The organism is Silanimonas algicola, from assembly GCF_054777375.1.
This window is the reverse complement of the sequence record NZ_BAAHAS010000002.1, coordinates 598,089-614,916: the sequence shown is the minus strand read 5'-3', so window position 1 is coordinate 614,916 and position 16,828 is coordinate 598,089. Positions and strand designations below refer to the sequence as shown.

Annotated in this window: 13 protein-coding genes; 11 read left to right on the top strand and 2 right to left on the bottom strand. The window is 70.7% G+C overall.

Annotated elements, in window-relative coordinates:
- Positions 1–7: 7 nt before the first annotated feature.
- From ACYVAK_RS08055 to ACYVAK_RS08040, 4 genes are read left to right on the top strand one after another with little or no spacing between them, the layout of a single operon-like run.
- Positions 8–1,123 carry an MlaE family ABC transporter permease gene (locus tag ACYVAK_RS08055; protein WP_461059718.1) on the top strand — a complete coding sequence of 372 codons (1,116 nt, stop codon included), beginning with the start codon at positions 8–10 and terminating at the stop codon, positions 1,121–1,123.
- Positions 1,120–1,926, top strand: coding sequence for an ABC transporter ATP-binding protein (locus ACYVAK_RS08050; RefSeq protein ID WP_461059716.1), 807 nt, complete (start codon positions 1,120–1,122; stop codon positions 1,924–1,926). The genes ACYVAK_RS08055 and ACYVAK_RS08050 overlap by 4 nt, the downstream gene beginning before the upstream one ends.
- A 3-nt stretch (positions 1,927–1,929) precedes the next feature.
- Entirely contained in the window at positions 1,930–2,886 is a 957-nt protein-coding gene (locus tag ACYVAK_RS08045; protein ID WP_461059713.1) for an MlaD family protein, read from the top strand.
- Complete coding sequence (locus ACYVAK_RS08040) at positions 2,883–3,494, top strand: ABC-type transport auxiliary lipoprotein family protein (RefSeq protein ID WP_461059711.1); 612 nt, start codon at positions 2,883–2,885, stop codon at positions 3,492–3,494. Before ACYVAK_RS08045 ends, ACYVAK_RS08040 begins: the two co-directional genes overlap by 4 nt.
- A gap of 29 nt (positions 3,495–3,523) precedes the next feature.
- Here the strand turns inward: ACYVAK_RS08040 and ACYVAK_RS08035 are convergent, their stop codons facing one another.
- On the bottom strand, positions 3,524–7,618 hold the full coding sequence (locus ACYVAK_RS08035; RefSeq protein ID WP_461059709.1) for a S8 family serine peptidase: 4,095 nt from the start codon (positions 7,616–7,618) through the stop codon (positions 3,524–3,526).
- A 76-nt stretch (positions 7,619–7,694) separates the two neighbouring features.
- Entirely contained in the window at positions 7,695–11,402 is a 3,708-nt protein-coding gene (locus ACYVAK_RS08030; RefSeq protein WP_461059707.1) for a S8 family serine peptidase, read from the bottom strand.
- A gap of 188 nt (positions 11,403–11,590) precedes the next feature.
- Here ACYVAK_RS08030 and ccmA point away from each other — a divergent pair, with 188 nt between their 5' ends.
- Genes ccmA through ACYVAK_RS07995 form a run of 7 tightly spaced genes read left to right on the top strand, consistent with a single transcriptional unit; the run spans position 11,591 to position 16,828 of the window.
- Complete coding sequence (gene ccmA, locus ACYVAK_RS08025; protein WP_461059705.1) at positions 11,591–12,232, top strand: heme ABC exporter ATP-binding protein CcmA; 642 nt, start codon at positions 11,591–11,593, stop codon at positions 12,230–12,232.
- Positions 12,233–12,258: 26 nt separating this feature from the next.
- Positions 12,259–12,930, top strand: coding sequence for a heme exporter protein CcmB (gene ccmB / locus ACYVAK_RS08020; protein ID WP_461059703.1), 672 nt, complete (start codon positions 12,259–12,261; stop codon positions 12,928–12,930).
- Positions 12,927–13,679 (top strand): heme ABC transporter permease CcmC, encoded by a 753-nt coding sequence (ccmC, locus tag ACYVAK_RS08015; RefSeq protein WP_461059701.1) that lies wholly within the window; start codon positions 12,927–12,929, stop codon positions 13,677–13,679. The genes ccmB and ccmC overlap by 4 nt, the downstream gene beginning before the upstream one ends.
- Positions 13,679–13,840 (top strand): heme exporter protein CcmD, encoded by a 162-nt coding sequence (ccmD, locus tag ACYVAK_RS08010; protein WP_461059699.1) that lies wholly within the window; start codon positions 13,679–13,681, stop codon positions 13,838–13,840. The genes ccmC and ccmD overlap by 1 nt, the downstream gene beginning before the upstream one ends.
- On the top strand, positions 13,837–14,337 hold the full coding sequence (locus ACYVAK_RS08005; RefSeq protein ID WP_461059697.1) for a cytochrome c maturation protein CcmE: 501 nt from the start codon (positions 13,837–13,839) through the stop codon (positions 14,335–14,337). Before ccmD ends, ACYVAK_RS08005 begins: the two co-directional genes overlap by 4 nt.
- Positions 14,337–16,289: a heme lyase CcmF/NrfE family subunit gene (locus ACYVAK_RS08000; protein WP_461059695.1), complete on the top strand. Its 1,953-nt coding sequence runs from the start codon at positions 14,337–14,339 to the stop codon at positions 16,287–16,289. Before ACYVAK_RS08005 ends, ACYVAK_RS08000 begins: the two co-directional genes overlap by 1 nt.
- Positions 16,289–16,828, top strand: coding sequence for a DsbE family thiol:disulfide interchange protein (locus tag ACYVAK_RS07995; protein WP_461059693.1), 540 nt, complete (start codon positions 16,289–16,291; stop codon positions 16,826–16,828). The genes ACYVAK_RS08000 and ACYVAK_RS07995 overlap by 1 nt, the downstream gene beginning before the upstream one ends.

Sequence of the window (16,828 nt, the reverse complement as noted above, 5' to 3'; positions counted from 1 at the left end):
GAGCCGAATGGCCGAGACGCCGCACCTGCGCCCCGATCCCGAGCAGCCCGGCTGCTGGCGGGCCGGTGGCGATTGGACGCTGGCCCACGCGGCGCGCCTCGAGGGAATCCCCGGCCTGCGCGACGTCGGAAGCGGCACCGTGATCGATGCCCGCGACATCGGCCAGATGGACGCCAGCGGCGCCATGCTGCTGTGGCGGATCGTCCGCGACGCTGGCCTCGATCAGGGCGGAGGGCTTCGACTAAGGGACGAGCATGCGCCCCTCTTCGCTGCCGTGGAGGGCATTTGCCTCAACCCGCCGCGCGCCGTCGTCAAGGATTACGGCGTCCGCGCCCTTCTGTCGCGCATTGGATGGACGGTGGAAGACTATGCGCGGGAGGTCATCGCCCTGGTCGCCTTCAGCGGCGAGGCGCTGCTGACAGCCCTGCGCATCGGCTGGAACCCCCGGCGCTGGCGGATCACCTCGACGATCGCCCACATGGAATCGGTCGGCCTCGACGCCGTCCCACTCGTCCTGCTGCTGAGCTTCATGGTCGGCGCCGTCGTGGCTTTCCTCGGCGCCGAGGTGCTCGCCGAGTTTGGTGCCGAGATCTACGTCGTCGAACTGATCGGCATCAGCTTCCTGCGCGAGTTCGGCGTCCTGCTCACCGCGGTGCTTCTGGCTGGCCGCACCGCCAGCGCCTTCACCGCCCAGATCGGCGCCATGCAGTCCGGCGAGGAGATCGACGCCATCCGCACGCTCGGGCTCGACCCGATGGAATTGCTGGTGCTGCCCCGGCTCGCGGCGCTGTTGATCATGCTGCCCCTGCTCACCTTCCTCGCGATGATGGCCGGCATCGCCGGCGGCATCACCATCGGCGCGACGATGCTCGGCATTTCGCCGGAGATGTTCATCGCCCGCCTCCACGAGACCATGGAGGTCCGGCATTTCCTCACCGGCATGGCCAAGGCTCCGGTGTTCGCGCTGGTGATCGGCCTGATCGGCTGCCTCGAGGGCATGCAGGGGCAAGGCACCGCGCAATCGGTCGGCGAGCGCACCACGTCCAGCGTCGTTCAGACGATCTCGCTGGTGATCATCATCGACGCCTTCGCGGCGCTGTGGTTCATGGAGATGGGTTGGTGAGCGCCGCGAAAGTCCCGGTGAAGCCCCGCCCCTGCGACTTCTCGACGCCGGCGATCGAGGTGCGCGGGCTGGTCAATGCCTTCGGCAGCCAGGTGGTCCACGACGGCGTCGACCTCACGGTGAACCGCGGCGAGATCGTCGGCGTGGTGGGCGGCTCGGGCTCGGGCAAGTCCGTGCTGATGCGCGCCATCCTCGGCTTGCGCCGCCCGCAGGCGGGCAGCGTGCGGGTGTTCGGCATCGACGCGCTGGCCGACGACGAAGCCAGCCGCCTCGCCATCGAGACCCAAACCGGCGTGCTGTTCCAAGGCGGCGCCCTGTTCTCCTCGCTCAGCGTGCTCGAGAACATCATGGTGCCGCTGAAAGAGCACCACGCGCTCTCGGACGACCTGATGCACGCGCTGTGCTGGATGAAGATGCGCCTGGCCGGCCTGCCGTCGACGGCGGCCGAAAAGCTGCCCGCGCAGCTTTCCGGCGGCATGAAGAAGCGTGCCGGACTCGCGCGCGCCTTGGCCCTGGACCCGCCGCTGCTCTTCCTCGACGAGCCCACGGCGGGCCTCGACCCCATCGGCGCCGCCGCCTTCGACGATCTCATCCTCAACCTCAAGCGCTCGCTGGGCTTGACGGTGTTCCTCATCACCCACGATCTCGACACGCTCTACGCCATCTGCGACCGCGTGGCGGTGCTTGCCGACCGCAAGGTCGTCGCCTGCGCCCCGATCGCCGAGATCGAACGCTTCGAGCACCCCTGGGTGCAGGAGTACTTCCACGGACCGCGCGGCCGCGCCGCGCGACGCGAGGCCTGAACCATGGAAACGAAAGCCCACCACGTGCTGGTCGGCGCCTTCACCCTCGCGGTGGCGGTGCTGGCGATGCTGTTCGCCCTCTGGGCCGCCAAGACCGTCTCCGACCGCCAATGGGACGAGTACGAGGTCGTCTTCACCGAGGCCGTCACGGGCCTGACCCGCGGCGGTGTCGTGCAGTACAACGGCATCGCCGTCGGCGACGTCACCGAGCTCAGGCTCGACGCCACCGACCCGAGCAAGGTGGTCGCCCGCATCCGCGTCGGCGCTGGCACCCCGGTGAAGACCGACACCACGGCGAAGCTGGCCTTCGTCGGCCTGACCGGCCTGGTGCAGATCCAGCTCAGCGGCGGCAGCCCGCAGAGCCCGATGCTGAAGGAGGCCACCGGGGGGGAAGGCCTGCCGCGGATCAGCGCGCAGGAATCCGCGTTCGCCAAGCTTCTGAGTTCCTCCGAGGACATCACCACCACGGCCAGCGACGTGCTCATCCGCATCAACCGGATGTTGAACGACGAAACCGTGGAGAACGTCTCGAAGACGATGGCGAACCTCGAGCAGGTCACCGGCACGCTGGCCGCGGAGCGTGGCGAGATCGCCCAGCTGCTGCGAGATGCGCGCTCATCGGCGGAACGGCTCGACCGCGTGCTCGCCACGGCGGAGTCCACGATGGGCGGGCTCGACCGCAGCGTGGCCGCGCTGGACAAGGACCTGCCTCGGATCCTCGCCACGCTCGATCGGACGCTGGGCGAGGTCGAAGCGCTGTCGGGCAACGCGAATGCCCTGATCGCCGAAAACCGCGGTGCCGTGCAGCAGTTCAGCCGCGACGGCCTCACCCAGATCGGCCCGACGCTCGCTGAACTGCGCAGCGTCCTCCGCCAGCTGAACCGCGCCGCCGCCAAGATCGAAGAACGCCCGTCCAGCCTCGTGCTGGGCAGCGCCACACCCGAGGAGTTCACGCCGTGAGCCTGCGCCGAACCGCCCTGCCCCTCGTCCTCGCCGTCTTCCTCGCGGGCTGCCTCTCTCTCGGCGACAGGGCCGAGCTCGTCGTCTACGCCCCCCGGGTGTCGGTGAACGCGCACGACGCCTGGCCGACGCTCGATCGCACGCTCGCCATCGGCAAACCGGAAGCGAGCGCCCTGCTCGACAGCGACCGCATCGCGGTGCGGCCCGGGCCGGCGACGTTGCAGGTCTACAGCGGCGCGATCTGGGCCGACAGCGCGCCGGACCTGGTGCAGTCGGCGCTGGTGGGGTCTTTCGCCGACCAGAGCCGCCTCCGCGCCGTCGTGCGGCCGACCGACGGCCTCGGCGCCGACCTGCTGCTTCGCCTCGACCTGCGGCACTTCGAAGCCGTCTATGTCGACGACGCAAAGACACCCACCGTCGTGGTCGAACTGCAAGCCACCCTCGTGGACCAGCGCGCGCACCGCGTCATCGACAGCCGTCGCTTCCGCGCCGAACGGACCACGGAACGCGAGAAACTGCCGTCGGTCGTCGTCGCTTTCGAAGCGGCGCTGGGCGAGGTCGCCACGGCGATGCTGCCGTGGGTGCTCGAGGCCGCGAAGGACGACTGAACCGGCGTTTCGCGAGCGGGCCTTCGTCGTCAGTTCGCCGCGCACCCCTGCCGCTCGCCGAGGGCGACCACCGTGTCGTTCGCCGTCCACGTCCCCGGCACGCCCCCGGCATAGCGGGCGTCGATCGTGAAGCCGCTCAGGGCCCCGTTGACGTAGCGCCGCTCGAGCGTTCCCACGCGGGTGCGTACGGGGGGGGCGGAACGCGCGCACAGCGGGCAGAAGCCGGCATTCTGCTCAAGCGGAAGCGTGTCGCTGTTCGGGCCGATGCCGCCGCGCTCGGCGACGAGGTAGCGCGGCACGCCGCGTGCGTCGTAGCCGAACACGGCGTAGAACTCGTAGTCGGGGAACAGCTGCACGCTGTACCCGGTGCCGGCCCTGGCCGGATCGAACCAATGCGCGCTGGCGTCGACCTGCAGTCCGCCAAGGGTCGGGCAACCGCGTCCGAAGCTGACGAAGGGCTCGGAGCCGGTCTGACCATCGAGGGTCCAGGTCCAGGTGAAGGCATCGGCGCCGGTCGGCGTGGCCGACGCCTCGCCGACCGGCGTGAGGGTGTTGCTGCGCCCGTTCCAGGCACTCCGGAACATCGTGGCGCGCCACACGCCGCTCGCGCCCGGGCGCGGCCCCTGGAGGTAGTACCAGGTGCTGCTCCCGTCGTCGAGATAGGTGTACCAGAGCGCCGCCCAGTCGGCTCCTGCCGGATACACGAAGACACCGTGGCCGGACCGTTCCGGGTTGAAGTACCCCCCGGGGCGGACGATCGGCGCCACGCCGTCCACGACGGCCGTGACGATGGCCAGCGCGGGTGACGCCGACGCGTTCAATGGCGTGACATACCAGCGGCCCGCGGCCGGCGCCGTCACCGTCACCGACTCGTTGCCGTTCGCGCCGAGGCCCACGTGCGAGGCCTCCGCGCGGGCGGGTGCCGGCGGGATCGCGGGTACGCCCGGGCCGCCATGGCCCGGGCGCCGCGCGAGATAGATGTCGACGTTGGCATCGCTGGCCGTCGTGACCACGAGCCGGCTGGCCCCGGCGGGGACGTCGATGAACATCACCTCGTGCGCTTCGCCGGCCGCGAGACCGAGCGTCTCCGCCCGTCCCGACGCCAGCGCCACCGGCGCGCGCGGACCGGCGACCCGCGTCAGCGCGTAGGGTATCGCGCCCATCGGTTGCTGGCCGGGCGCCGCGTAAACGAGCACCGCCCCGCGACGCACCTCGCCCACCGCCCACGTCGGGTCGCTCCATGCGACGCGCACGATCGACCCCTGTCCGGCCGCGGCATTGCCCGGACCAGTCGCGGTCAGTCGCGCAACCTCGCCGGATGCGGCCGGTACCAGCGGCAGGACGCTGTGGCGCACCGTGAAATCTCCGCTCCCCGACCGGTTCCACACCATCGCCCAATAGACCTGGGGTGCCGGATCGCCGCTGTGCTCGATGTCCAGCACGCAGCGGTTCGCCGATTCGCAGATCTGGTTGCGCGCCCCCGGGAAACCGCCGTTGCCGACGATCAGCGCGGCCTGGGTCCCCCCGGGTGCCTGGAGTTCGACCTCGATGCGATGGCGGGCCGGCCTGCCGTCGGCGGGCGCCGGAACGCTGATCGCGTGCCAGCCAACGCCCGTGGCGAGGTTGTCATACCGGTTGGCGGGCGTCGGGTCGGCACCGAGCGTGTATCGGGTGGTCGTCAATCCGACCAGGCGCGTTCCCGCGAAGCGCGCGTCCGGCGACGCCAGACCGAGGCCGGGCAGCGAGAGCTCGAAGACCCCCCGGTCACTGTCGACACTGCGCACCTGCGCGCCGGGCAAACCCGGGACGGGCGCCCGGAGGGCGACCGGCCAGGTCAATGCCTCGTCCGCGCCGGCGCCCTCGCGGAGCAGCCGGAGGCTGCCGTACAACCAGCGGCCGTAGAGACCGGGGTCGTCGACGCGCGCATTGAACTGCAGCGCCTTGCTGGCGCCGGCACCGATGGAAAAGGTCGTCTCCGACGGTGTCAGCGTGACGCCCTCGAGGCCGGAGACGCTGACCGCGTAGCGACCACCGCCGACGAGGTCGGTGACCGTCCGCGTCAGGGAGGGGCAAGCCGGGGCGCAGCCGTCGAACACCAGGGATGGCAGGTTGAGGCTCGACGGTGAAGCACTGGCGGCCGCGAACTGCCCCGGGGGCACCACAAGCCCCAGCGGTGCGCGGCTCGCACGCGCCACGTCGATGCGCCCCGCGCCTTGCTCGTGGCCGCTCACCGGCTCGCCACCGGCGCGGCGCGTCACCGTCGTGCGCGCCGTGCCCATCAGCGCGGAGATGATCTGGTCGGCGCGCCATGCCGGCTTCGCGCCGCGGAGCAGCGCCGCGGCGCCAGCCACATGCGGCGATGCCATGGAGGTGCCGGACAGGACGGCATCGCCGCTGCCCTCGTGCGAGGCCGAGAGGATGCTGCTCCCCGGCGCCGCGAGGTCCGGCTTGATGACCCCGGGCAGGACGATGGACGGCCCCCGTGCGCTGCTGGCGCTGAGGATGTCGGCATTCGCAGGCTCCGTCTCCACCGCGATGCCCTCGATCCGCGCGGTGTGGCCACTGCCGGTGCCGAGCCACCGGAGCAAGGCCTGCGCATCGGCCCAACCGAGGTGGGTGGTCGGCAAGCTGTGCTCGTCGCCCACCGTGGATTCGCCCTCGGCCGCCCTGTTCAGGAGGACGGTGCCGGCGCCTCCAGCCAGTCGCACGTTGTTGCTCTTCGCCACACGCGCCTGCACGCCGCGGTCGCACACCACCACCTGGCCGCTCCAGCGCCCTGCGGGCCAAGGATTGCTCGCCCCGGTGACCGGCAGCGAGACGTCGCCCGTGCCTTGGCTGCACAGCGGGTGCTGGGGATCGCGCACGAGCGGCGCCGGTCCGACGCCGCCGGTCAGGCCCTGCCCGACCATCACGCCGCCATTCGGAGCAGCCGTGCCGCCGCCGCTCAGGCGAAGGCGGTTGGCGTAGCGGCGACCGTGGGTCGTGTTCGCCACCGACAACACCCACGGCGCGTCGCTCGGACTGCGCACCGTGGCACCGTCGGGCCCGCTGTTTCCGGCAGACACGGCGACGACGATGCCCGCGTTGCGGGCGTCGAGCATGGCGAGCGAATCGCTGCGCGACCACGGGCTGGCGTTGCTGCCGCCGATCGAATAATTGATGACATCCACGCCGTCGATGACGGCCTGGTTCAATGCCGCGAGCGTCCACGAGCCGGGACAACCCACGTCCTCCCCCTCGCAGGCCTTGTAGCTGATGACGTTGGCGCGCGGCGCGACGCCGCGGATCGCGTAAGCCAGCTGGCCGCCGCCGGCAAGCGGGCGGACGACGTTGACGGGGTTGCCCACCGCGATACCGGCCACGTGCGTGCCGTGGCCATTGCGGTCCACGCCGTTGTTCGCCTCGCTGTCGCCGGATCCGGTGCTCATGTCCCAGACCCCGATCAGCTTCGCATTGCAGGTCGCCACGCCCGTGGCGCACAAGCCGAGGAAGCGGCCTTTCGGGTTGGTATGCACGTACCCATCCACGGGCGACACCGCGGCGAACGAGGGATGCGACGGGTTGATGCCGGAGTCGATGATGCCGACGACCACGCCCTCGCCGCGGGACGCCACGCCGGTGGCGCCCGACCACACGTCCGGTGCATTCACCAGCGCCGTCGAGACATCGTCCTGCAACCGGTCGATGCGCTCGCGCTCCACGCCGGCGACGCCGGGAACGGCCGCGACCACGGCGGCTTCGTCGGCGCTGAGCGACAGCGCGACGCCATTCAGCACCGCGTCGTAGACGAAAAGGGGTTCCAGCGGACGCCCCAATCGGGCCGATGCGACGTCGAGCCGGGCCTCGCGACGATCCGCCAAGGCTTGCCGGTAGGCCTGCACGGCGGGGGACGCCATGTCGAGACGCGAGGCACCGGTCGCGACCGGCGAGGTCGCCGCGAGGGACGCGTCACCCGGCGCGACCACCTCGCCGGTATACGACGCCAGGGCCGGCTCGGCGAAACGGACGATCCAGGTCGAGCGCCCTGCCGGGGCTTCACCTGCGGAAACCGTCTCAACGGCCCCGGCGGCGGAGGCGACCGCCAGTGCCAAGGAGAGCGCGAGCAGTGAACGGCGTGCGGGCATGCGGGAGCCTCCGTATCGACACCCGGATCCTACCGAAGCGCGGTTCGCGGCCCGTCAACGCGGCGCGGCGTGCCGGTCAGGGCGCGCAGCCCTGCAGGCTCCCGAGCGGGATCACGGACTCGTTCGCCGACCACGTGCCCTGGACCCCGTTGATGAACGTGCCGCTCAAGGTGATGTTCGAGAACGTGCCGCCGGCGAAGCTGCGCGAGAACGAACCGATCACCGCGCGGGTGGGCGCCGAGTTCCGGGGGCAGAGCGGGCAGAAGCCATTGTTCTGCTCCAGGTTCGCCGACGCCGTGGCGCCACCGAAGGCCGGGCGCTCGACGACGAGGTAGCGCGGGATGCCGAGGCCGTCGTAGACGAACAGGGTGTAGAACTCGTAGTTCGGGAACATCTGCACGCTCAGGCCGGTACCCGACGTGGCCGGGTTGAACCAGTGCGAGCTGACGTTCAGCCGGCTTCCGCCCAGCGTCGGGCAGCCACCACCGAAGTCGCGCATCGCTTCGGAGCCGGTCTCGCCGTCGAGGTTGTACGAGAACACGAACTCGTTGGTGGCCGTGGGGCTCACCGTGGCGGTCCCGACCTCGACGAGGACGTTGGCGCTGCCGTTCCACGCGCTGCGGAACAGCTGCCCCGTCCAGAAGCCATTCGCCCCGGGCGCCGCGCCCTGCAGGTAGTACCACGTCGGCGTGCCGTCGGCGAGGTAGGTGTACCAGAGACCGGCGAGTTCGCTGCCGGCGGGGTAAAGGAAGAGCCCGTGGCCGCTGCGCTCGGGATTGAAGTAGCCGCCCGGACGGACGCTGGGGGCGGTGCCGCTGATCGTGGCCCGGAGGGCGAGTGCCGCCGTCGCGCCGGAGGCGTTGACCGGGGTGAGGTACCAGCGACCCGCCGCGGGGTTCGCCACCGTGATCGTCTCGTTGCCGCTCGACGTCGTGGCGCGGGCGGTGGCGCTGCCACGCGCAGGGGCCGCGGCGATCGAGGGGATGGCGGCAGCCGGCGCCAGCGGCGCGACGTGCGCAAGGTAAAGGTCGACGTTGGCGCTGCTCACGGTCGTGACGACCAGCTGCGTTGCCCCGGCGGGCACATCGATGAAGGCGGTCTCGTGTGCCGCACCCGCCGGGAGCACGATGCTGCGGTCGACGCCCGCGGAAAGCGCGTAGGGCGACGCGACCGCGGAAGTCCGCGTCAGCTTGAACGGCAGGCGGAGCGCGTTGACACCGGGCCCGCGGTCCACGAGCAGTTGCCCGAATCGCGACTGCCCGTTCAAGAACGTCGGATCGTCGTAGACGACCCGCGCCGTGAACGCGGTGTTGGCGGGGACGCGGCCCGGACCGGTGGCCTTCTGGCGCGCCGACGGCCGGCTGTCGATCGCCACCATCTCGAGCAGGGCCGCATCGCGGGCGCCAGGAGCGCTGGCGGCCCAGTTCTGGACGAGGCCCCAGACCGTGATCGGGACGTTGTTGCCCGTGTGGGTGATCGTGAACGAACACGTTTCCGACGGGGCCGACGACCGCCCGGCACAGCGCTCTTCGCTGCTCTCGGGCTGGCCATCGCCGTCGCGGTCGACGCCGATGTACAGATCGAAATCCTGCGCGGCCGGCGACGACGCCGGCGCCAGCGATGCGTTCACCTGCACGGTACGGGTCTGGCCGTCGTTGAAATTGACCGGGAGCGTGGTGAAGAACACGCCGTCGGAAAGGTTGTCGTACGGGTCGGTGTTGGTACTGTCCTGCAACAGGCCCTGCTGCTGGGTCACGGGGGCCACGAGGTCCGTGACGCTGAAGCGCGCGTTGCCGAGGCTGACGAGGTCATCGAGGTTGAAGTCGACGAAGCCCCGATCGCCGCCGACGGTGCGGACCTGCAGGCTGGGCACCACGCCGGAGGACAGGTAGATCGCGACCGGCAGGGTGAGGTCGGGCGTGCCGCCACCGACGCGGCGCAAGGTGACCGCACCGTAGGCCCACGTGTTCAAGGCGCTCTGCGCGTTCGCACTGAAGCGGAAGGACAGCGCCTGCGATCCCCCGGCGGCCACCGTGAACGTACTGGGCGTGGCGGTCATCGACAGGCTGGCCGGCAGGCTCGCGATGACCTGGTACTGGCCGCCGGTGGCACCGGGCATCACCGAGACCGTGCGGGTCAAGGTGCAGCTCTCGACGCAGTTGGCGTCGGCGAGTGTCGGGAGGTTCAGCGCGGACGCGCTGGATTGGCTGGCATTGCGGAAGGCCCCGGCGGGCACCGTGAGGGCCAGCGAGGCGTTGGCGGCCAACGAAAGATCCACCGTGCCGGCGCCGCGGTCGTGGGGCGTGGTGGCGGCACCGCCGCCGCGCTCGACGATGCCCGAGGATCGTGCGGTGAGGGTCAGCGCCGAGATGATCTGGTCGGCATTCCAGCTGGGTCGGGCGGCGGCGAGGAGCGCCGCGGCGCCGGCCACGTGGGGCGAGGCCATGGACGTGCCGCTCAGCTCGATCAGGCTGTTGCCCGTGCGGCCGGCGGCACGGATCGCCACGCCCGGGGCCGCGACATCCGGCTTCAACACGCCGAGCGGCGTCACCGGCCCGCGGCTGCTGAACTCCGCGAGACGGTCGCCCGCGCCAGAGCGGTCATGGGTGACGGCGGCGACGGCGACCACCCACGGCGCGTTGGCAGGCGATTTGAGGCGCCCGGGGTCAGGACCGTCGTTTCCTGCCGACGCGGCGACGACGATGCCCGCCTCGCGGGCCGCGAGGAACGCTTCCTCGTCCGAGTTGACGGTCCCGCCGACGGTGGCCCACGGGTTCACCGCATCGCCTCCGATGGAGTAGTTGATGACGTCGACCTGGTCGGCGATCGCGCGATTGATGGCGGCAATCAGGGCGCTGCCGGAGTTCGTTCCGCAGGAGCGGCTCTCCGGGGTGGAACCGCAGGCGCGGTAGGCGATCAGGTTGGCGCGTGGGGCGACGCCGCTGAGCTCGACCACCGAGCCGTTGATCGTACTGGTGACGGGATTGCCCACCGCCGTGGCGGCGACATGCGAACCATGGCCGTCCGGGTCGGGCGTGAAGGCGGCCGTACCGCTCGACCCGCCGGCGAGGAAGTCGTAGACGCCGATCAGCTTGTTGTTGCAGGTGCCGGCGTTGGCCGGCGTGGCGCACCAGCCCAGCAGCGCACCCTTGGGATTGCTGTGGGTGAATCCTCCCGCCGTCGCCGCGAAGGACACGTGGCCGGGATTCACGCCCGAGTCGATGACGCCGACGACCACCCCCTCGCCGCGGCTCGCCACGCCAGCGCCCCCCGACCAGATCGAGGGCGCCTTGATCCACGTCGGGCCGCGATCGGTCATCGCGAAGCGCTCGAAGTCGGGCGTGACGGCGCGCACGCCCGGCATCGCCGCGAGCGCCTCGGCCTCGGCCGGCGTCAGGTCGATCGCCACGCCGTTGAGGGCGTGCTCGTAGACGAACTTCGGCACGAGCTCGCGACCAAGGGCGGCGGACGCCGCGTCGAGGCGCTGCTCGCGCAGCGATCCAAGGTAGGCGAGGTAGGCCTCCGCCTCCGGGCGATCGGGGTCGTATTGAACCTGTCCCGTGAGGGCGATGGCCACCGGCGCCAGCGGCGGGCGGCGCGCATCGGTCACGTCGAAGCCGCGGAAAAGCGGCGCCGCCGGCTCATCGAAACTGACGATATAGGACCCGCGGATCGTGGCGGCCGCGGTGGCTGGCGAGGCCGAGGGACGGTCGCCACGCGCGTCGACGGGCGTGGCGGCGGGCAGCGCCAGCGTGATCGCGGCGGCAAGGAGGAGCAATCGCATTGGGGGGTCCTGCGGAAGAGTGGAGGCTGAAGCCGCGCTGAGTGTATCGGCCCTTTGACAGGATTCCATGATTACCGGAGCGCCCGGTCGTGAACGCCGAGCCGATCACAGAGCGAAACGCGGCAGCGCGCGCGCGGATGACCGCCTTCGTGGACACCCGAGGGCGGCGGCCGCTAGCATCCGCGCCGATGGATTCCGCGCCCGCGGCCCTGCTCGTCGCACAGGGCCTCACCTACCACCGAAACCAGGACCCGATCTTCGGGCCGCTCGACCTCCACGTCGACGCAGGCGAAGCGGTGTTGCTGCGGGGCGGCAACGGCGCCGGGAAGACCACGCTCCTGAAAGTGCTGGCCGGCCTGCTGGAAGCGACGGGCGGCAGGGCCACCCTGCTGGGTGCCCCCGTCGACACCGACCATCTCGCCCGCCACTGCGCCTACCTCGGGCATCGCCTCGGCCACAAAGCGGACCTCGGCTGCCTCGACAACCTTCGCTATGCCGCCGCGCTGCAGGGCCGGCCGCAGCCGGACGACGCGCTCGAAGCGGCACTCGCCACCGTCGGCCTGGCCGGTTACGAAGACACCCCTGCGGGGCGGATGAGCGCCGGACAGAACAAACGGCTGGCGCTCGCACGTCTTTCGTTGCATCCGGGCAAGCTCTGGCTGATGGACGAGCCGTACGCGAACCTCGACCTCGACGGCATCGCCCTGGTCGACCGCATGGTCGGCGCCCATACGGCGATCGGCGGCGCGGCCTTCATTACCACCCACGGGGCCTATGCGGCCCCGCCGGGGCGGGTGCGGGTGGTCGAACTGCACGGCGGCCACGCGTGAACGTCGGCTCGCCCCCGGCATCTGGCGTGGGCTGGCGCGTCGCCCGTGCGCAGCTGCATCGCGATCTCGCCCTGGTCTGGGCCCGGCGCGGCGATGCGCTGCAACCGCTGTTGTTCGCCCTGATGACCGCCAGCCTGTTTCCGCTCGCTCTCGGCGCCGAGCCGGGCAAGCTCGCGCCGCTCGCCGCGGGCGTGCTCTGGGTCTGCGTGCTGCTGTCCGGGCTGCTGGGGCTTGACGCGCTGTTCCGCTCCGACACGGAGGATGGCGGCCTCGAGCAGATGCTGCTGTCGCCCGCCCCGCTCGCCCTGCTCATCGGCATGCGCGTCCTCGTGCACTGGCTGACAACCGCGCTGCCCCTGCTGGTGGTGGCCCCGCTGCTGGCCTCGATGCTGCAGCTGCCTCTGGGACTGCTGCCGACGCTCATGGTCTCGCTCGTGCTTGGCACCCCCCTCCTGAGCCTGATCGGCGCCGTGGTCGCGGCGCTCACGGTCGGGGTGAAGCGCTCTGGTATCCTGCTGCCCCTGCTCGCCCTGCCGCTGTATGTGCCGGTGCTCGTCTTCGGCGCAGGCAGCGTGGCGGCCGCGGCCGAGGGTTACGACGCCGCCGGGGCCCTGCTGCTGTTGGCCGGGGCGCTGGTGCTGGCACTCGTGCTCGCACCGCTCGCCGCGGCGGCGGCCCTTCGGATTGCGCACACATGAACGCCCTGCTCCTCTGGTTCCACCGCACCGGCTCGCCGCCCAACTTCGACCGTTTCTGCGCCCGCTGGACCCCGTGGTGTTTCGCCGCCGCGATCGTCCTGCTCGTGCCCGGCCTCTATGGCGCGCTGTTCTCGGTGCCCACCGACTACAAGCAGGGCGACAGCTTCCGCATCCTCTACATCCACGTCCCGGCGGCGTGGTCGGCCATGTTCATCTTCGTCGCGATGGCGATGCAGGCGTTCATCGCCCTGGTCTGGCGCATCAAGGCTTGCGAGACCCTCGCCGTGGCCGCGGCACCCGTCGGTGCGGCCTTCGCGGCGATCACCCTGATCACCGGCTCGATCTGGGGCCGCCCGACCTGGGGCACGTGGTGGGAATGGGACCCGCGCCTGACGTCGATGCTGGTGATGTTCTTCCTCTACATCGGCGTGATCGCCTTGCACAACGCCATCGAGGACCGCCGGGCCGCCGCGCGCGCCGCCTGTTTCCTCGCCCTCATCGGCGTGGTCAACGTCCCGATCGTCCACTTCTCGGTCGACTGGTGGAACAGCCTGCACCAGGGCGACACCATCAGCATCGTCCGCGGCGAATCGCAAATGCACGCTTCGATGCTCTGGCCGCTGATCCTCACCACGCTGGCCACGAAGTTCTGGTTCGCAGGCTCGCTGCTGCAGCGCGCCCGCGTGCTGAACCTCGAGAACGAGTCCGCCCAGCCTTGGGCCAAGGCCCTCGCCGCGGAGGCCCGCTGATGGAGCACCTGCACGGCTGGTTCGTCGCTGCGGCCTACGCGATCAGCCTCCTTCTCCTTCTCGCCGACGCGGTCTTGCCACGGATCAAGTTCCAATCGCTGTTGCGCGGGATCCTGCTGCGCGAACGCCGTGCCTCCGCATCGAAGACCGAATCGCCATGAACCCCACCCGCCAACGCCGCCTCTGGATGGCCCTGCTGGTCCTGATTGCCGCCGCCATTGGCGGTAGCCTGATCGTCTGGGCCCTGCAGCGCAACGTGACTTTCCTGCACTCCCCCACCGCCGTGCGCGAGGGCCAGGTGCCGGAAGACGCCCGCTTCCGACTCGGCGGCGTGCTGCTCGAGGGCAGCGTCAAGCGCGAGCCGGGCTCGCTGGTGGTGGCCTTCGAAGTGACCGACCGCTTCAACAATTTCCCGGTCGTCTACGACGGCATCCTCCCCGACATGTTCCGCGAGGGCACCAGCGTGATCGCCACGGGCCGCATCCGTGATGGCCGGCTGGTCGCGGACGAGGTGCTGGCCAAGCACGACGAGCAGTACATGCCGGCGGAGGTCGCCGATGCGATCGCCGCGGCGAAGGTGCAAGGGGAGGCGAAAGCCGCAGCGGCGGGATCCGCCCCGCCGCCCCAGCCCGCCAGCACGCCGGGCGGCGCGTACTGATGCTGCCTGAACTCGGAAACCTGGCGCTGCTGCTGGCGCTGCTGCTCGCCGTCGCCCTGGCCGTCCTGCCGCTGGCCGGCGCGCAGAAGGGAAATGCCGCCTGGATGCGCCTCGCGCGGCCGCTCGCCTATGGGCAGGTCGTGCTCATCGCCCTGTCCTATGCGGCCCTGACGTGGGCATTCATCGACCATGACCTGTCGGTGGCGTACGTCGCCAACAACTCGCACGTCAAGCTGCCGATGATGTACCAGGTCAGCGCCGTGTGGGGGGGGCACGAAGGCTCCCTGCTGCTCTGGGTGTTGATCCTCGCCCTGTGGATCGCCGCCGTCGCCCGCTTCTCGCGCTCCCTGCCGCTGCCGGTGGTCGCCCGCGTGCTCGCGGTGATGGGCCTGATCGCCGTGGGCTTCCTCAGCTTTACCGCCTTCACCTCGAACCCGTTCGACCGCCTGCTCCCGGCGGCCACCGAAGGGCGCGACCTGAATCCCCTGCTGCAAGATCCCGGCCTCATCTTCCATCCGCCCCTGCTCTACACCGGTTACGTGGGCTTCGCCGTGGCTTTCGCCTTCGCCGTCGCCGCCCTGCTCGACGGCCGCGTCGACGCCCAGTGGGTGCGCTGGTCGCGCCCGTGGACGAACGTGGCGTGGGCGTTCCTCACGCTCGGCATCGGCCTCGGCAGCTACTGGGCGTACTACGAGCTGGGCTGGGGCGGCTGGTGGTTCTGGGACCCGGTCGAGAACGCCAGCTTCATGCCCTGGCTGGTGGGCACGGCCCTGCTGCACTCGCAGGCCGTCTCGGAGAAGCGCGGCAGCTTCCAGGGCTGGACGTTGTTGCTCGCCATCGCCGCCTTCTCGCTGTCGCTGCTGGGCACCTTCCTCGTCCGTTCCGGCGTGCTGACCTCGGTGCACGCCTTCGCCAGCGACCCGCAGCGCGGCCTGTACATCCTCGGCTTCCTGCTGGTGGTCGTCGGCGGCTCCTTGGCGCTGTATGCGAAGCGAGCACCGAAGGCGGAATCGGCGCAGCCCTTCGCCGGCAGTTCGCGGGAAACCCTCCTCCTCGCCAACAACCTGCTTCTCACCGCCTCTGCGGCGATGGTGCTGCTCGGCACGCTGTTCCCCTTGCTGGTCGATGCGCTGCAGCTTGGCCAGATCTCGGTGGGCCCGCCCTACTTCGGCCTGCTGTTCACGCTGCTGATGGCCCCTGTCGTGCTGCTCGTACCCTTCGGCCCGGTCACGCGCTGGGGTCGCGAGGATGCCGGCGTGGTGGGCCGGATGATGGCGCCCTGGCTGGTGCTGGGGCTCGTGGCCCTGTTCCTCGTGTTCTTCACCTGGCCTGAAGGCACGTTCAAGACCGCGGCCGGCGTCGGCGGCGGCCTCTGGGTGATCGCCGGCACGGCGGTGTTCCTGTGGCGGCGCCTGAAGACACAGCGCCAGAAGCTGACCGCCGAGATGGCCGGCATGGTGCTCGCGCACGCCGGCATCGGCGTGTTCGTGATCGGCGTGCTGGTGCTGGAAAGCACGATGATCGAACGCGACGTCGCCGCCAAGCCGGGAATGAGCTTCGAGGTGCGGGGCTACACCTTCGTCTTCGATGGTGTCACGGCGCAGGAAGGCCCGAACTTCGAGGCCGACGTCGGCACCGTGCGACTGTTCCGGGACGGCGAGTTCGTCGCCACGCTGCATCCCGAGAAACGCTTCTACCCCGTGTCCGGCCAGATGATGACAGAGGCCTACTACGACGCCGGGCTGTTCCGCGACGTCTACGTCGCCCTCGGCGATCCGCTCGACGCGCAGAAGACCGAATGGGCGGTGCGGCTGTACGTCAAGCCCTACATCCGCTGGATCTGGTTCGGTGCGCTGATGATGGCGATCGGCGGCTTCGTGGTCGCCTTCGACCGCCGGTTCCGGAGGCCGGTGAACGCCGCCGCGCCATCGGCACCGGCCGAGGCGCTGTGATGGGTCGCTGGCTGCCGCTTGGCATCTTCCTCGCCCTCGCCGTCCTGCTTGGCGCGGGCGTCGTCATGAACGCCGGGAAGACGCAGACCGACATCGAGTCGCCGCTGATCGGCCAGCCCGCGCCCGAGTTCGCGCTGCCCGATTTCGCCGACCCGGCGACGACCGTCCGCAAGGCCGACCTCCTCGGCAAACCCTACCTCGTGAACATCTGGGCCAGCTGGTGCGCCAGCTGCCGCGTCGAGCACCCCGTCATCACCGAGATCGCCCGCGGCGGGCGGCTGCACGTCGTCGGCTACAACTACAAGGACGCACCCGAGGACGCCGAACGCTGGCTGCAGCAGTTCGGCAACCCGTTCCATCGCATCGTCGTCGACCGCGAGGGCGCCGCGGCCATCGACTGGGGCATCTACGGCGCGCCGGAGACCTTCCTCGTCGATGCCCGGGGCATCGTGCGCTGGAAGCACGTCGGCCCGGTGACGCGCGAGGTGGTCGAGGCCCAGCTCTGGCCGCTGCTGGACGCGCTGGAGTCCGAACGATGA

What these genes read in the sequence shown, in the direction of transcription:
- ACYVAK_RS08055 (WP_461059718.1), top strand. Translation starts at nt 8, where the DNA reads ATGGCCGAGACGCCGCACCTGCGCCCCGATCCCGAGCAGCCCGGCTGC.
- ACYVAK_RS08045 (WP_461059713.1), top strand. Translation starts at nt 1,930, where the DNA reads ATGGAAACGAAAGCCCACCACGTGCTGGTCGGCGCCTTCACCCTCGCG.
- ACYVAK_RS08035 (WP_461059709.1), bottom strand. Translation starts at nt 7,618, where the DNA reads ATGCCCGCACGCCGTTCACTGCTCGCGCTCTCCTTGGCACTGGCGGTC.
- ACYVAK_RS08030 (WP_461059707.1), bottom strand. Translation starts at nt 11,402, where the DNA reads ATGCGATTGCTCCTCCTTGCCGCCGCGATCACGCTGGCGCTGCCCGCC.
- ccmA (WP_461059705.1), top strand. Translation starts at nt 11,591, where the DNA reads ATGGATTCCGCGCCCGCGGCCCTGCTCGTCGCACAGGGCCTCACCTAC.
- ccmC (WP_461059701.1), top strand. Translation starts at nt 12,927, where the DNA reads ATGAACGCCCTGCTCCTCTGGTTCCACCGCACCGGCTCGCCGCCCAAC.
- ccmD (WP_461059699.1), top strand. Translation starts at nt 13,679, where the DNA reads ATGGAGCACCTGCACGGCTGGTTCGTCGCTGCGGCCTACGCGATCAGC.
- ACYVAK_RS08005 (WP_461059697.1), top strand. Translation starts at nt 13,837, where the DNA reads ATGAACCCCACCCGCCAACGCCGCCTCTGGATGGCCCTGCTGGTCCTG.
- ACYVAK_RS08000 (WP_461059695.1), top strand. Translation starts at nt 14,337, where the DNA reads ATGCTGCCTGAACTCGGAAACCTGGCGCTGCTGCTGGCGCTGCTGCTC.
- ACYVAK_RS07995 (WP_461059693.1), top strand. Translation starts at nt 16,289, where the DNA reads ATGGGTCGCTGGCTGCCGCTTGGCATCTTCCTCGCCCTCGCCGTCCTG.